The following is a 14,469-nucleotide window of genomic DNA, read 5'->3' as shown; positions in this document are numbered from 1 at the left end:
GATAGGCCCGGCGGATCTCCTCGGGCTCCTCGGCGTGGTGGTGGACGAGAACCCGGACCTCGCCGCTCATCGGCCCCGGCTCCCGTCAGCGGTGGGGACCGGCCCGCTCGCGCTGCCCGTCCCTCCGGGGAGGACGGCGACCACCCGCATCGTCACCATGGAACCGCCTGACCGGAACGGATGCAGCTTCTGTCGGTGCTCCAGGTGCCCGGCGCTCGTCTCGAACTCCCGGAAACGCAGCTCGTCGACCCAGTCGCTGATGATGTAGTACACCCCGGCCTCCTCCTCCCCGCGGCACAGCCACTGGCCGAGGTTGGCCGGATGGGAGGTCACGGAGTCGCCCACCTCGGACCAGACCCGCTCGAAGTCCTCCTCCATTCCGGGCTTGATCAGCATGCGGAGCATGATGCGGAACGGGTGCGTGCCGTCGGCGGTCGCGCTCATGAGGTCTCCGTCAGTTGTTGGGCGGCCCGAGCTCATGAGATCCCCCCGTCCACGTATAACGTCGTGCCCGTGACGTACCGGGAGAGGTCGCCGGCGAGGAAGAGCACCGCGCCGGCCACTTCCTCCGGGGTGCCGAGCCGGCCCAGGGCGGTCTTGGCCCGGTACCGCTCGACGAGCGCGTCCCGCTGCTCGGCCGGCCGGCTCAGCAACTCCTCGGTCTCGATCACCCCGAGGGCCACGACGTTGAACCGGATGCCCTTCGCGCCGTACTCCTTGGCCAGGGATCGGGACAGTCCCTGCAGGGCCGACTTGGAAGCCGTGTAGTGGGCGCGCAACGGGATGCCCACGTCCGCCGACTTCGACCCGACGCACACCACGGACGACCCCTCACCCATCAGCTCCAGGCTCTCCTGAATGAGCAGATAGGCCGCCGTCAGGTTGGTGTCCAGCACCCGCTGCCACTCGGCGGGCGATAACTCACCGAAGGGGATATGGCTGACCGTGCCGGCGTTGTGGACCAGCAGATCGATCCGCCCGTATCGGTCGCCCGCCTGCCGCACGAGTTCGGCGACGCGGGACGGGTCGGTCAGATCGGCCCGCACCACCTGGTGATCCCCGCCGGTCTCCTTCAGCTCGGCGATCAGAGAGTCCACGGCCTCCGACGGCTGTCGGTAACACGTGGTCACGTCGGCGCCCGCTCGGGCGAGTTCGAGCACGATGCCGCGGCCCACGCCCCGGCTTCCGCCGGTCACCAGGGCTTTGCGGCCGGTCAGGTCGAGATCCATGCTGTCTCCGTAGGTGATGTCGATGTGATGTCGGGTGGACAGAGGACGGGAGGAAGGCTCAACCGATCGCGACTGTCGCGCAGTTGGCCACCAGTGCCGTCGCGACCAGGACGCAGCGGCGCAGATTCCAGCGGCCCCAGGCGGCTCGGCGGGACTGCCAGTCTCGTGGGGGGTGATGCGGGTCGACCGAGCGGACCCAGATGTTGAGGGGCACGTTGCGGGTGAGCGCGATGACGATGGCGCCGGCCGCGCACAGCGCCGCCGCCCCGTACAGCCCCCGGATGAGCGGGCCGTCGGCCGTGACGGCGAGGGTCAGGTCACCGAGGACGGCGAGGATCAAACATACCGGCATGAATGGGTCGTACCGGGTGGAGTAGAACGCATGGGTCCGCACATACTGGTCCGCCGGGAGCCGGGCCATCAGCGGGAACGAGCCCAGCTCACTGGCCGTGAGCACACCGGCGGCCAACCCGTTGCACAGCAGGACCGACGCCAGCACGACCGCATTGAACACGATGTCCTCCGAAGCACTCGATGCACTGGAGATCAGCCGCCCAGGGGTGTCGCGGCGCCACCTCGGTGTGCGTCCGCCAGTGACGAACCGCCTCACGCCCCCGTCGCCACGCGGGCCGCCGACCGGCGGTCACCGGTCCGTCTCCGGGTCCGGTCGGCGCAGTACGGCCGCGGAGTTGAACCCGCCGACCCCCCGCGCGACGACCAGCGCGTGCCGGACGTCGGCGGGGCGGGCCTCAGTGACCAGGTCGAGGCCGTGTCCGACCGTGTCGGCGGGTACGTTCACCGTCGGCGGCAGCACGCCCTGGTGGATCGACAACGCGGCCCAGGCCAGGTCCAGCGCGGCCCCACCGGAGCAGAGCCTGCCGGTCATCGTCTTGGGCACCGTGACCGGCACCTTCCGGTCACCGAACACGGCCAGCAGCGCGTCGGCCTCCAATCGGTCCAGCCGGGGGTCACCGGCCCCGTCGGCGAAGACGACGTCGATGTCGTCGGCGGAGCAGCCGGCCCGGGAGATCGCCTCGCGCATCGCCCGGGCGAGCTGACGGCAGTCGGGCGCGGGATCCTCGGGGTGCCAGGCGTCGTGTGTGGACGCCGCGCCCGCGATCTCGGCGTAGATCCGCGCCCCCCGGTCCAGGGCCCGCTGCCATGGCTCGACCACCATCATGGCCCCGCCCTCGCCGGGGACATGCCCGGTGGCGTCGGCGGCGAACGGACGGTAGGCGGTGGCCGGGTCGGTGTCGCGGCTCAGCGCCCGTTGACCGCTCTGACAGACGAGCGCGTACGGCGACAGCGGGGCCTCGGTGCCGCCGACCAGCACGCCGGCGCTGCCCCGGGCGAGCAGCCGACGGGCCTGCCAGGCCGCGTCGATGCCACCGGCGCCGTCGGCCACGAGCACTCCGCACGCGCCCTTGAGCTGGTGCAGGATGGACAGTTGCCCGCTGCTGGCGGCGTAGAACCAGCCGATCGACTGGTATGCGCTGACCGCTCGCGGCCCGGACTGCCACAGGGCCTGGATCTCCCGCTGCCCGAACAGGTTGCCGCCCGAACCGCTCGCGGTCACCACGGACAGCTCCGTCGGCTTCTGCCGCGCGGGGTCGAGACGTGCGTCGTCGAGGGCCAGCCGGGTGGCGGCGAACGCCAGCCAGGTCCAGCGATCGGTCTGCACGATCAACCGGTGCTCGACCCACTCGGTCTCGTCGAAGCCGGCCACCTGCCCCGCCACCGTGATCGGCAGCCCGGAAGCGTCGAACGAGGTGATCGGGGCGATACCGGACCGGCCGACGAGGGTGTTGTTCCAGTGCTCCTCCACCCCGGTCCCGGTCGGGGCGACGACCCCGATCCCGGTGATCACCGCGGCCGGTGTCATGCCGCCTCCCCGGTCCGGCTGAAGATCATCGCGGACTGGAAGCCTCCGAAGCCGCTGCCCACCGACAGGGCGTGACGCACCGTCGCCTCACGGGCCGTCAGCGGGGTGTAGTCCAGGTCGCACTCGGGATCGGGTGTGGTGAGGTTCGCCGTCGGGGGGATTACCCCGCGCTGGAGCGCCAGCGCGCAGGCGGCCATCTCGATGGCACCGATCGCGCCCAGGGAGTGGCCCACCACCGACTTGATCGAGCTGATCGGCACCCGCCGGGCCGCCTCGCCGAGCGCCCGCTTGTAGGCGGCCGTCTCATGGCGGTCGTTCTGCCGGGTGCCCGAACCATGCGCGGAGATGTACCCGAGGTCCTGCGGATCGAGCCTGGCCTGGTCCATGGCGTCGCTGATCGCCTCGCCCAGTTCGAGGCCGTCCGGACGCAGCCCGGTCATGTGGAAGCCGTTGGCCCGCGCCGCGTAGCCGGTGACCTCGCAGTAGACGTGGGAGCCGCGGGCGCGGGCGTGCTCCAGTTCCTCGACGACGACAAACGCCGAGCCCTCGCCGAGCACGAAGCCCTGCCGGTTGTCGTCGAACGGGCGCGAGGCGGCCTCGGGCTCGTCGTTGCGCGGGGTGGTGGCCCGGATGGCGTCGAAGCACGCCACCGTGATCGGCGAGATCGGCGCGTCCGAGGCACCGGCGATCACCACGTCCGCCTCGTCGTCCTGGACGAGCGCCAGGGCGTGGCCGATCGCGTCGATCCCCGACGTGCAGCCGGTGGAGACGACGGCCGCCGGCCCGTGGGCGCCGTAGCGGGCGGCCAGTTCCGCCGCGCCGCTCGCCGGCACCAGGGACTGGTACAGGAAGGGCGCGACGTGCCGGTGGTCGACCACCCAGTCCCGGCCCCGGTCGCTCGCCACCACATACTCGTCCTCCAGCCGGCTGGTGGAGCCCACGGCGGTGCCGAGCGTGACACCGACCCGGTCGCCGTCCGCCACATCGAGGCCGGCGTCGGCGACTGCCTCGTCCGCCGCGATCATCGCCATCTGGACGAACCGGTCCGTCCGCCGTACCACCTGTGGGGTCAGCCCGCGGTCCACCGCGTCGAAGTCGCACTCGGCGGCTATCTGGGAGCGGAACGGGGATGGGTCGAACCTGCTGATCCGGCGGATCGCCGACTTGCCGTCGACGATCCGCTCCCAGAACCGTTCACGGCCGGCACCGCCCGGGGCCATGACGCCCACACCGGTGATCACAGCACGCCTCATCGTCCTTCTCCTCAAGGTCGTCAGGAGGCGACCGGTGCGGGCGCCGCCTCGGCCGCCGGCGCCGCCTCGGTGTCCACGTGTCCGAGCTCCGGCCGGGGGGCCAGCGGGCTGAGGTGGAACACCGCGAGCGCGTCGGTCCTCCCCACGTTCACCAACCGGTGCCGGACATTGCGCGGGATGAGCAGGCCCTGCTCGGCGGTCAGGGGAACGGGCTCGTCGTCGAGGTCGACCCGTAGCTCCCCGTCGGTCACGAACAGGAACTCCTCCGAGTACGGGTGGTAGTGCTCGGCGACCTTCTCGCCGGGGCGCAACCGCACCGCACCGCAGAACCCCGCCGACGAGCCGACCGTGCCGGGCGCCACCAGGGTGCGCAGGTCACCGCCCCGGCGGGTGTTGGGCGGCACGTCGTGGAAGCCCACCGGTCGGCGGCGGCGGCGTTCCACGCACGCCTTGATGTGTTCCATCTGGACGGGGGTGTTGGTGTTGATCCGGTCGGTCATCCCGGCCGTGTCGACCGGTGCGTCCGGCTTCATCCGGAAGTCCTGCACCCACCGCATCCGGGTGCGGTCGGGAGCGAGTTCCTCGTAGGTCCAGGTGATGTTCATGAACTCGAACGGGCCGGTCTCCACACGCCGGGCCCGGACCGTCCGGGTGTCCTGGTCCCAGCCGCGCTCGGAGACCCACGACCAGACGCGGCCCTGCTCATCGGGGTGCATGGTCAGCCGGAAGACGACCGAGTTCCCGGTCTCCTCCAGCACCTCCACCGAGGCGTACTCGGTGAACAGGTTCGGCCAGTCGCGGACGTCGTTGGTCTGCGCCCACACGAATCCGATCGGCGCGTCGATCTCGATCTGGTTGTCGGTGTGTCCGATCACGGTTCCGCCTTCCTATGCCGTCGCTTCGGTCAGCCGCTGGTTGACCAGCTGCCGCATTCCGGCAGGGGTCTCCTGGGCCGTCAGGTCCTCTTCGACCTCGACCCCGAACCGCTCCATGACGCGGCTCGCGATCTCGATCCGGGCCAGCGAGTCCATGCCCAGCTCCTCGAAGGAGCGGTCCAGGTCTCTTCCGGCGGTCGCCGGGCTCACGCCCACGGCGACCAGCAGTTGCCGTACATCGCTCTCGGTGATTCCTGTTTCCGCCATCGTGGGTACTCCTTCTGATCGGGTGGGAGCGGCGGGGCCGCTGCGGGGTCAGGCCCAGAGCAGGGCCCCGGCCGCCAGGCAGACCGTGGCCATGCAGGCCACCATGGCGACGAACGTCAGGCGGGTGCTGTCGACGAGGAGGGGCCAGGTGCGGACCGGGTCCTCCACCAGCCGTTTGGTCGAATACGCCAGCACCACCGACGCCACGATGACGCCCCACCGCATCCACTCGGTGAGCACCCCGCCCGGCACGGCGTAAGGCGTCAGGATGATCAGCGGGTAGTGCCAGAGGTAGACCGAGTAGCTGAGGTCGCCCAGCAGTTGCATGGGCGCCGAGGAGGTCAGCCGCCAGTGCCGTCCCGAGGCGTCGGCGACGATGACCAGGGCGGCGCCGACCGCCGGGATCAAGGCGATGGCACCGGGGTACGGGCTGTAGTGGTCGATGAACGGCACCGGAAGCAGGATCGCGGCCCAGCCGAGCAGTGAGGCCGCCGCGGCCGTGGCCTTCGGCAGGACGAACCTCGTCCCGCCCAGCGCGAGCATGGTACCGATCACGAACTCGTACACCCTGACCGGTGTGACGAGGTACGCCGGGCCCTTGGCGACCGCGGTGACGTACACGCTCAGCGCCAGCGAGGCGAGGCCCAGGACCGCGAGGCCCGTGAACCGGGCCCAGGGCGCCCGCAGCATGAACAGCAACAGCAGAACCCACGGCCAGCACAGATAGAACTGCTCCTCCAGCGACAGCGACCAGTAGTGCGTCACCGCGGTGAAGTCGGCGGGGTCGATGACCCCCGAGAAGTCGGGGACGAGCAGCCAGTTCTCCCCGTACAGGGCGCTGGCCATCACCTCGTGGGCGTAGTCGGTCCACCGTGTGCGCGGAACGAGGAAGAACGCGGCGACGACGACGCAGACCAGCACCAGGGACGCGGCGGGAAGCAGACGGCGCACCCGTCGCGCGTAGAACCGTGTGATCCGGACGCTCCCGGTTCGCTCGATCTCCCGGATCAGCTGCGCGCCGATGAGATAACCGGAGACGACGAAGAAGGCGTCGAGGGCGGTGACGGCGCCGGGGAACCGGGTCGGCCACAGATGACCGGCGACGACCAGCGTTATGCTCACGGCGCGTATCGCCTGGATTTCGGGGCGGAAGCCGTCCGATCCGAGCCGACCGGGTACGTCGGGCGGGGGGGCGAGTTGGACTTGTCGATTCAGCATGGGCGTCCTAGGCGCACTCGTCGGGGATGGCCGCGCGGAGGTTCACCAGGTGACCGGGAGGGACTTCAGCCCGTAGACGGTGGAGTTGTTCTTGAACACCAGTTCGCCCTCGGGGACGGCCAACCTGAGGTCCGGTATGCGTTCGAACAGGCGGGGCCAGGCGATCCGCAGCTCCGCGCGGGCGAGGTTCTGGCCCAGGCACTGGTGCGCCCCGAAGCCGAACGCGAGGTGGCGGCGGGAGCCCCGGGTGATGTCGAGCCGGTCGGCCGGGCACTCCCCGTCGGCGGTGCCGAAGGCGCGCGGGTCGCGGTTGCCGGAGATCAGCGAGAGAAGGACGCCTTCGCCGGCGCGTATCAGCTGTCCGCCGATCTCGATGTCCTCGACGGCGACACGGCGCGGGTCGGTGGCCGTGATGCTCCAGTAGCGCAGCATCTCCTCCACGGTGCTCGCCGCCAGCTCCGGCTGCTCACACAGCTTCTGGCGCTGGTCGGGGTGGAGCAGCATCGTGAGGGCGCCCAGGCCCAGTTGGCTCGAGGTGGTCTCGAACCCCGAGCCGACCATGACGCCGACCAGGACGGGCAGATGGTCGGGGGCGAACCCGTCGGGGCCGGTGTGGTCGGCCAGCAGACGGCTGATCATGTCGTCGCCGGGTTCCGCGCGTTTGCGCTCGATCAGCTCCGCGTAGTACGCGGAAGCCTCCTCGATGGCCTTCTCGCGCTCCTCGTGGCTGACGTCGAGGTTCACGACAGTGTCCGCGTGCTTGTAGAACACCGCGTGGTCCTCGTACGGCACGCCCAGGATGAGGCAGATGACACGTGAGGGAAGGGGCAGCGCGAAGTCGCGGATCAGATCGGCGGGGCCGCCCTTGGCGAGCATGTCGTCGATCAACTCGTCAGCGACGCGCAGGATGTCGTCGTGCATCGCCCGGGTGTGGCGCACGCCGAACTCCCGGCTCAGCATCTGCCGCATCCGCGTGTGCTCGGTGCCGTCCAGGCGGACGAACAGCCCGGCCTCCTGCTCACGCTGGCCGGGGCGGGCGAGCGGAAAGCCCGGGCGGCGCACATCGACGCTGAAGGACGGGCTGGCCAGCACGGCGCGTATGTCCTCGTACCGGGTGACCAGCCAGTGGCGCGAGCCGTCCCAGATCGTCACCTTGTGCGGCCCGCCGGCCTCACGGAACGCGGTGTACGAGGGCGGTGTGTCGTAAGGGCATTCGCGCGGCGCGGGGAAGAAGGGGGCCTCGGGCGCGGCGGTGGGGGAGGTCATGTCGCTTTCCTCTGCTCGGACTCCTTTCGACCACCGGGTCACCGGCCGCGGAACGCCGCCGCGTTCTCCCGGGCCCACTGCGCGAACGTCCGGCCCGGCTGCCCGGTCAGTTCTCGCACGGTGGGGGAGACCGTCTCCGGGTGTTCGACACCGGTGGCGCTGAGGGCGAGGAGGGCGTCGGCCACCTCGGTCGGCACGCCACGGACCACCATGGCCGACCTCGCGGCGTCCGGCGGGATCTCTTCCAGCCGCACCGGCCGGCCCAGGGCCTCGCCGATGAGGCGGGCCCGCTCGTGGTAGCTGATCGGCTCCGGCCCGCTCAGCCTGTACGTCGCGCCGGAGTGGCCGTCCTCGGTGAGGGCCCGGACCGCGACCTCGGCGATGTCCCGCTCGTGGATCGGAGCCCACATGGCATCGCCGTACGGCGCCCGCACGATGTCGCTCGCGCGGATCTGCGGGGCCCAGTCGAGGGAGTTGGCCATGAACTCGCCAGGCCGCAGCAGCGTCCACTCCATGCCCGAGGCCTCGACCGCGTCCTCGATCGTGCGGTGCATGCGGGAGATCACGCTCGGCTGTTGGTCCGCGGCGACCCCGTCGTGCACGGTGCCGGAGGTCAGCAACACCACGCGGCCCACACCCCGCCGCTTCGCGAGCGCCAGGAACGTGGCCGCCTGGGGCCCCACCCCGGCCAGATCGAGGAAGGCGGCCGCGTTGAGGAAGACCGCGTCCACGCCCTGGAGCGCGTCGCCGAGCCCGTCCGGATCGGCCATGAGGTCACCGGCGACCACCTCGGCTCCCTCCGGTACCTTGCCGGCCGCCGGGTCCCGGGTCAGCGCCCGCGCCTTCACACCCCCGGCGACCAGCAGTTCCACCACGTTGCGGCCGACCTTGCCGGTGGCGCCCGTTACGAGAATCACGACAACAGCTCCTTTCGACGAGATGGGTGACAGCGGCCCCGGCGCCCGTCAGGACGGCACCAGGGCGGTGTACAGGTGCCATCGGTGGTAGGCGCTCGGCCGGACGCCGGGGATCTCCCCGGTGACGCGCTGCCGGGAGTCGGCGGTGTCCGGGGCGCCGACCGCGGCGAGATGGGCCTCCTCGTCGGTCCACTCCGCGTAGTTGAAGACCCGGGTGCCGTCCGCGCTGACGTGGAAGTACGCGGAGAGCGCCCCGGGCATCTGCCCCACGTCCTTGGTCGTGTCGTCACGGGTCATGGCGAAGAGCTCGTCGATGAAGTACCGCTGCCGCTCCGGCCCGTCGGTGTCGAACACCGGCGTGACCAGACAGCCCGCGCGCTCCCCGTCCGCCCCGCCGGGATACACCCGGTCCACGCGATAGCGCACCGGCGCCGACGGCTCCGTACCGGGGATCCCCGGCACATACGGCACCGGGCCCGCGAGAGCGGCGTCGAGGGCGCCGTCGTCGGTCCACTGCTCGTACGCCATCAACGCCCGCCCGTCGGTACCGACGAACAGTGACCAGCTCAACAGCCCGCCGGGCCACCCTTCCTTCTGCCGCTCGGCGTCGGCGACAGCCGCCAACTCCCGCCCGCGTTCCGGGTCGCCGACATGGCGGATGGTGATCACCACGGTGCCCACACCGGCTCGGGCCACATCCGGCCAGCCCTCGATACGACGATTCATACGACTGCTCTCCTCACACCCGGTCGATGACGGGCCGTCCCTGTCCACGCCGACGGACGGCGTGGGCCTGGCTTCTCGGTCACGCGGAGTACGCCTCGACGCGTGTGTCCCAGCTGACGCGATGCTCGTAGATCCAGGCCAGCGAGTGCTCGCCGCTGGCGGCATGGCCCGCCAGCAGGGCCGGCAGCTTGCGGTCGCGTATCCGGCGCTTCACCGGCCCCACCGCCTTGAACTTGCTGGCGCGGGCGCCCTGCGCGGTCACCCGGCGCGCCCTGGGACGGCGCAGCTCCTGGAACGTGCGGAAGGCCTCCTCGGGAGAGGGCAGGTCACGCAGGCACTGGGCCAGCACGACGGCGTCCTCCATCGCCATCGACGCCCCTTGCCCGGCGGCGGGCGATGCGGCGTGCGCGGCGTCCCCCGCCAGCACCACCCGGGCGGTGTGCCAGACCGGGAGGTCGTCCACCTCGTACGAGTTCGACACGGTGACCGGCCCGCTGTTCCGGATGACGTCCCGTGCCGGACCCCGGTCCCGGGCGAAGACGCCGGCCAGCCGCGCCCGCCACTGCGCGTCACTGATCTGCTCCAACTCGTCCCTGTTCACCGCCTGTTTGCGCCCCACGTTGGCGAACCACCAGACGTCGCCGCCGGGTTCGACCGCGCACCCGAAGAAGGCCCGGCGGCCGAACATCATCCGGTGCTCGCCCGGCGCCAGGCCCAGCCCCGCCGCCGGGGTGAACCCGCCGATGTTGATCAGGCCCGTGTACGGGGCCGTGGCGAACTCCGGCAGGATCAGCCGACGCACGGTGGAGTGGACGCCGTCGCACCCGACCAGCAGGTCCCCGGACGCCGACGACCCGTCCGAGAAGTACGCCGTGACACCGCCGGCGCTCTCGTCCAACGCCTTCAGCCGCTTGCCCGTGAGCACGGGGATGTCCCGGCGCCGGACCTCGTCGAGCAGCCGCGCGTGCAGTCGCCGCGCCGCACGCTGCGCGTGGTCGTGCGTCCCGGAGCAGCCCGCCCACCCGCACCTCGTTGAGCTTGCGTCCGTTGCCGAGGTAGAAGGCGATGGCCGGCGCCGGGAATCCCACCCCGTTGACCACGTCGACGGCGTCGACGGCGTACAGGGCGCTGAGCCCGTTGACCGCGACGGTGAGGTAGCTGCCGCGATGCTCCGGTGAGGTCTCGTACGCCTCGAACAGCACCGGATCGAATCCCGCCTTGGCGAGCGCCATGGCGCTGACGGCGCCGGCGATACCGCCCCCGACGATCAGTACGCGGGTCATGTGAGTCCTCCTGACGCGAACAGTGGGGTATGCCTCGGCCAGGGTGTGCGGGGCTGCTGGAGGGGCCGTCCAGGATCCCTGGAGCGCGTGCCGGTGCGGATCCGGGCCTTCCGCCGTTCGCGCCGTCGTCGAGCCGTTCTCTAGGCCGGGCCGGGACGCTGGGCCGCATGGCAGAGGAGATTCTGGTGACAGGTGCGCGCGGCGCCGTCGGACGTGCCGCGCTGGAGGCGCTGGTGGAACGAGGGGCGAGGGTGCGGGCGTTGGTGCGCGGCCCCGGCGCCGCGGAACTGCCGGACGGTGTGGCGTCCGTGGTGGCCGGCGACCTGACCCGTCCGGACGGGCTGGTTCCCGCGCTGGAGGGGGTGAGCGCGATGCTGCTGATGGTCGTGGCGGGCGAGGACGTCGCCGCCGTGACCGCCGAGGCCCGTAAGCGCGGGGTGCGCCGGGTGGTGCTGATCTCTTCCGGAGCCGTGCGCGACCATGTCGACCGTCAGCGCGACCTGCTGGCGGAGCGCCACGCGCGCGCCGAGCGGGCGGTGACGGTGAGCGGCCTGGAATGGGTCGTCCTGCGCCCGCGCTGGCTGGCCCGCAACGCGCTGTGGTGGTCGGCGGCGCTGCGGACCGGGCGGCCGGTGCGGCTGGCCTACCCCGAGGCCGTCACCGCCCCCGTCCACGAGCGGGACGTCGCCGAGGTGGCCGCCGTCGAACTCCTCGCCGACCACGGCGGATCCGCCTGCCGGGTCCTGACCGGGCCGCGGATCCTGACCCAGGCCGACCAGCTCCGGATCATCGCCGAGGGGACCGGGGCACCGGCCCGCTGGGAGCGGATCCCGCCGCGGACCTGGCGCCGGGAACTCCAGGACCACGTCCCGGTGGAGGTGCTGGACGCGCTGCTGCACCAGCAGTCGACGCTGACCGCCGACCAGATCCAGCTGTCGACGGAGACCCAGCGGACGCTGGGCCGCCCCGCCCTGCCCTTCCAGGACTGGGTCCGCCACCACCGGCACGCGTTCCTGCCGGATTCCCGGCCCTGACCTGCCCGGCACGGCGCCCTGGGCCGACGGGGAAGCACCCGTGACCTTCCCTTGACGTAAACCCCGGGCACCGTCGCCTGACGTTCCGGAACACGCGGAGCCTCTGCCCTCGGGGAGACTTCGGTCCATCCCCCCGAAGGCAGAGGCTCTGGCGCGTTCGCGCGCGGCCGTGGCCCGTGATGTTCGCGCACGGCCGTGGTCCAGCGGCATACATGCGCGGCCGTCCCGGTGGCGTTGTATGCGGCTGTCCTGGTGGCGTTGTGCGCGGCCGTCTCACGGCCACACCGGCCACGGCCCCGCCCCTGGCGGCGGGGCCGTGGTTGTTTCCCGGGTCCGTCGGGGTGTTACGGCTTGTGGCCGACGACCAGGCTGCTCGACGCTCCGTGCGGGTGCCGCTCCACGTTCTGGAACCCGGCTTCGGTGAGCCACGCGACGCAGTCGTCGGCCAGATACTGTGACCCGCCCGACCACATACGCATGTCCAGGCTGAGCAGCGCGTTGATGAGACGGGGCGTGTCCTCGTCGAGCATGGCGTCGTAGATCAGGAGCGCTCCGCCGGGGTTGACGGCGTCCGCGGCGGAGCGGATCAGCGACCGCCGGACGTCCGGCGGCCAGTTGTGCAGCACATGGCCCAGGATGACGGCGTCGGCCCGGGGAAGGGGGTCGCGGAAGAAGTCGCCGCCCTCGAAGCCGAGCCGGTCGGCGCTCTCGCGGCCGGCGGTGAACCGGGCGAAGGCCGGGGCGAGTTCGGGCAGGTCGAAGACGGTGGCCCGCAGATGCGGATGGGCCTCGACCAGCGTCGTCGCCAGGCTCCCCCGGGCGCCGCCGACATCCAGGACGGTACGGAAACGGCTCCAGTCGCGCGCGGCCAGCTGGCGCGCGAGCGGGGCGACGATGAAGTCCATGGCGTCGAGGAACCCGTCGCGCTGCTCCTGCGAGGCGTACATCGGGGTGTAGGGGCTGTCGTCGTCCCGGGGCGTCGGCAGCCCCGTGCGCAAGGTGTCGGCCAGGCCCCGCCAGGCCGGGTGCACCTCGTTCTCCTGGTTGTCCAGGAAGCCTCCGATGTACCCCGGCCGGTCCGGGACGAGGCAGTGGGCGTGCGGGGTCAGCGTGTAGTCGCCGTGCTCGTCGAGCGTCACCAGGTCGAGCCCGGCGAGGGCGTGCAGCAGATCGCGCAACGCCTCCCGGTGCAGCCCCAGTTTCTCGGCGAGTTGCCGGGCGCTGCGCGGGCCGTGGCCCAGCTCGGTGAAGACGTCCAGTCGCCAGGCTCCGAGCACGGCCAGGGCCCGGCGGTAGCCGCCGACGATGTCGATCACCCGCCACGGCTGGGCGGTGTCGGCGGTGCCGAGGTCGATCTGTTCGGTCGTCATGCGTCGCCTCCTTGTCCAGGAGCGGCCCACAGTAGGCAGCGGCGCTCGGGCCCGGCTCGACGACGGCTGGCGTCCCTGGCCCGGCACCTGGTTCCAGCCGTGCTCCACCAGGCGTCGAGGACCGGCGGCGAGATTGGTGTGCCGACAGCGCGGGTGTTCCGCGTACGACGGGAGGCGGTCAGGCATGGCGGTGCGGGAAGAGGTAGCCGTGATCGGGCTGGGGGCCATGGGCCGGGGGATGGCCCATCGCCTGCTGAGCTCGGGCTTCCACACGGTCGTGTTCAACCGGACACGGACCAGGACCGACGAACTCGTGGCAGCGGGAGCGGAGCGGGCTCCCACGGCGGCCCGTGCGGCGGCGGGTCGGAACGTCGTCCTGCTCAGTCTGAGCGACGAGGAAGCCGTCGAGGACGTACTCGTCGAGCAGGGCGTACTGGCCGCCATGGACAAGGGCACGACGCTCCTGGACACCTCGGCCGTGGGCCGGGACTTCGCTCGCCGCATCCATGAGCGCTGCTCGGCACACGGCGTCCGCAGGGTCGAGTCGGCGGTCATCGGCAACCCCCTGCAGGCCAGGACTGGCGACCTGCGTGTGTTCACGGCCGGGGACCCGGCGGACGCGGACCGGGTGGACTCCGTGCTGTCCGTGCTCGGGGCGTCGAGGGTGCACCTGGGCGAGCCGGGGACGGCGGCGGCGGCGAAGCTCGTCTTCAACCTGGTCCTGGCCGCCCAGGTCGCGGGTCTGGCGGAGGCGGTGTGCGTGGGCGAGTCCGCCGGGCTCGACCGCGAGCTGCTGCTGACCGCGATAGCGCAGAGCGGGTTCAGCTCACCGGTGATGCGCTTCCGCGCGGAGCTGATGCGAGAACGCCGATACGTGCCCGCCTTCTTCCGAACCCGGTTGATGGAGAAGGACCTGCGGCTGGCGCTGGAAACCGGGGAGGCGGACGCGGGCACGTACCGGGTCCTGGAGGCCACCCGGTCGCTGTTCGGCGACGCCGCCCTCGCGGGCCTCGCCGACTCTGACGCCGCCGCCGTGATCGAGCACGTCGCACGGACGACCGCCGAGCCACTGCCCGCGGACGGCGTGTCCCGTCCGGACCGGGCCGCCCCCGTCGGACCACGGCCGTGAACCGTCGTACGCCCACCCAA

15 protein-coding genes and 1 pseudogene are annotated in these 14,469 nt (G+C 71.7%); 2 read left to right on the top strand and 14 right to left on the bottom strand.

The genetic code is table 11. From position 1 onward, the window contains the following. Positions 1-66: 66 nt before the first annotated feature. The 13 genes and pseudogenes from STRIP9103_RS12460 to STRIP9103_RS53440 all read right to left on the bottom strand — a co-directional run. A complete protein-coding gene (locus STRIP9103_RS12460; protein WP_009309184.1) occupies positions 67-444 on the bottom strand; it encodes an antibiotic biosynthesis monooxygenase family protein in 378 nt (125 codons plus the stop codon). A gap of 32 nt (positions 445-476) precedes the next feature. Continuing rightward, positions 477-1,229 (bottom strand): SDR family NAD(P)-dependent oxidoreductase, encoded by a 753-nt coding sequence (locus STRIP9103_RS12455; RefSeq protein WP_009309239.1) that lies wholly within the window; start codon positions 1,227-1,229, stop codon positions 477-479. Between the two features lie 58 nt (positions 1,230-1,287). Beyond that, positions 1,288-1,743: an anthrone oxygenase family protein gene (locus STRIP9103_RS12450; RefSeq protein WP_009309227.1), complete on the bottom strand. Its 456-nt coding sequence runs from the start codon at positions 1,741-1,743 to the stop codon at positions 1,288-1,290. 129 nt (positions 1,744-1,872) lie between these two features. Then, positions 1,873-3,111, bottom strand: coding sequence for a beta-ketoacyl synthase N-terminal-like domain-containing protein (locus STRIP9103_RS12445; RefSeq protein ID WP_009309194.1), 1,239 nt, complete (start codon positions 3,109-3,111; stop codon positions 1,873-1,875). Next, complete coding sequence (locus STRIP9103_RS12440) at positions 3,108-4,364, bottom strand: beta-ketoacyl-[acyl-carrier-protein] synthase family protein (RefSeq protein WP_048820159.1); 1,257 nt, start codon at positions 4,362-4,364, stop codon at positions 3,108-3,110. Before STRIP9103_RS12440 ends, STRIP9103_RS12445 begins: the two co-directional genes overlap by 4 nt. Before the next feature lie 20 nt (positions 4,365-4,384). Next, positions 4,385-5,239, bottom strand: coding sequence for a cupin domain-containing protein (locus STRIP9103_RS12435; protein WP_009309224.1), 855 nt, complete (start codon positions 5,237-5,239; stop codon positions 4,385-4,387). Positions 5,240-5,251: 12 nt separating this feature from the next. Next, entirely contained in the window at positions 5,252-5,506 is a 255-nt protein-coding gene (locus STRIP9103_RS12430; protein ID WP_009309240.1) for an acyl carrier protein, read from the bottom strand. Positions 5,507-5,554: 48 nt separating this feature from the next. Continuing rightward, a complete protein-coding gene (locus STRIP9103_RS12425) occupies positions 5,555-6,724 on the bottom strand; it encodes an acyltransferase family protein (RefSeq protein ID WP_009309207.1) in 1,170 nt (389 codons plus the stop codon). A gap of 42 nt (positions 6,725-6,766) precedes the next feature. Next, complete coding sequence (locus STRIP9103_RS12420) at positions 6,767-7,990, bottom strand: cytochrome P450 (protein ID WP_009309223.1); 1,224 nt, start codon at positions 7,988-7,990, stop codon at positions 6,767-6,769. A 38-nt stretch (positions 7,991-8,028) separates the two neighbouring features. After that, entirely contained in the window at positions 8,029-8,907 is an 879-nt protein-coding gene (locus tag STRIP9103_RS12415) for an SDR family oxidoreductase (RefSeq protein ID WP_009309203.1), read from the bottom strand. A 48-nt stretch (positions 8,908-8,955) separates the two neighbouring features. Further along, positions 8,956-9,633: an antibiotic biosynthesis monooxygenase gene (locus tag STRIP9103_RS12410; protein ID WP_009309200.1), complete on the bottom strand. Its 678-nt coding sequence runs from the start codon at positions 9,631-9,633 to the stop codon at positions 8,956-8,958. A gap of 79 nt (positions 9,634-9,712) precedes the next feature. Then, positions 9,713-10,591, bottom strand: coding sequence for an FAD-dependent monooxygenase (locus STRIP9103_RS51435; RefSeq protein WP_324605664.1), 879 nt, complete (start codon positions 10,589-10,591; stop codon positions 9,713-9,715). Between the two features lie 205 nt (positions 10,592-10,796). Continuing rightward, positions 10,797-10,916: pseudogene (locus STRIP9103_RS53440) on the bottom strand (FAD-dependent oxidoreductase); the annotation flags it as partial. A gap of 167 nt (positions 10,917-11,083) precedes the next feature. Here STRIP9103_RS53440 and STRIP9103_RS12400 point away from each other — a divergent pair. Further along, positions 11,084-11,950: an SDR family oxidoreductase gene (locus STRIP9103_RS12400; RefSeq protein ID WP_009309202.1), complete on the top strand. Its 867-nt coding sequence runs from the start codon at positions 11,084-11,086 to the stop codon at positions 11,948-11,950. Positions 11,951-12,294: 344 nt separating this feature from the next. Here STRIP9103_RS12400 and STRIP9103_RS12395 read toward each other — a convergent pair whose 3' ends face one another. After that, positions 12,295-13,320: a methyltransferase gene (locus STRIP9103_RS12395; protein ID WP_009309188.1), complete on the bottom strand. Its 1,026-nt coding sequence runs from the start codon at positions 13,318-13,320 to the stop codon at positions 12,295-12,297. A gap of 184 nt (positions 13,321-13,504) precedes the next feature. Here STRIP9103_RS12395 and STRIP9103_RS12390 point away from each other — a divergent pair, with 184 nt between their 5' ends. After that, positions 13,505-14,449, top strand: coding sequence for an NAD(P)-dependent oxidoreductase (locus STRIP9103_RS12390; protein ID WP_009309234.1), 945 nt, complete (start codon positions 13,505-13,507; stop codon positions 14,447-14,449). Positions 14,450-14,469: the final 20 nt, after the last annotated feature.

The sequence above is a fragment of the Streptomyces ipomoeae 91-03 genome (assembly GCF_000317595.1).
GTDB classification, from domain to species: domain Bacteria; phylum Actinomycetota; class Actinomycetes; order Streptomycetales; family Streptomycetaceae; genus Streptomyces; species Streptomyces ipomoeae.
This window is presented reverse-complemented; position numbering and strand designations above follow the sequence as displayed.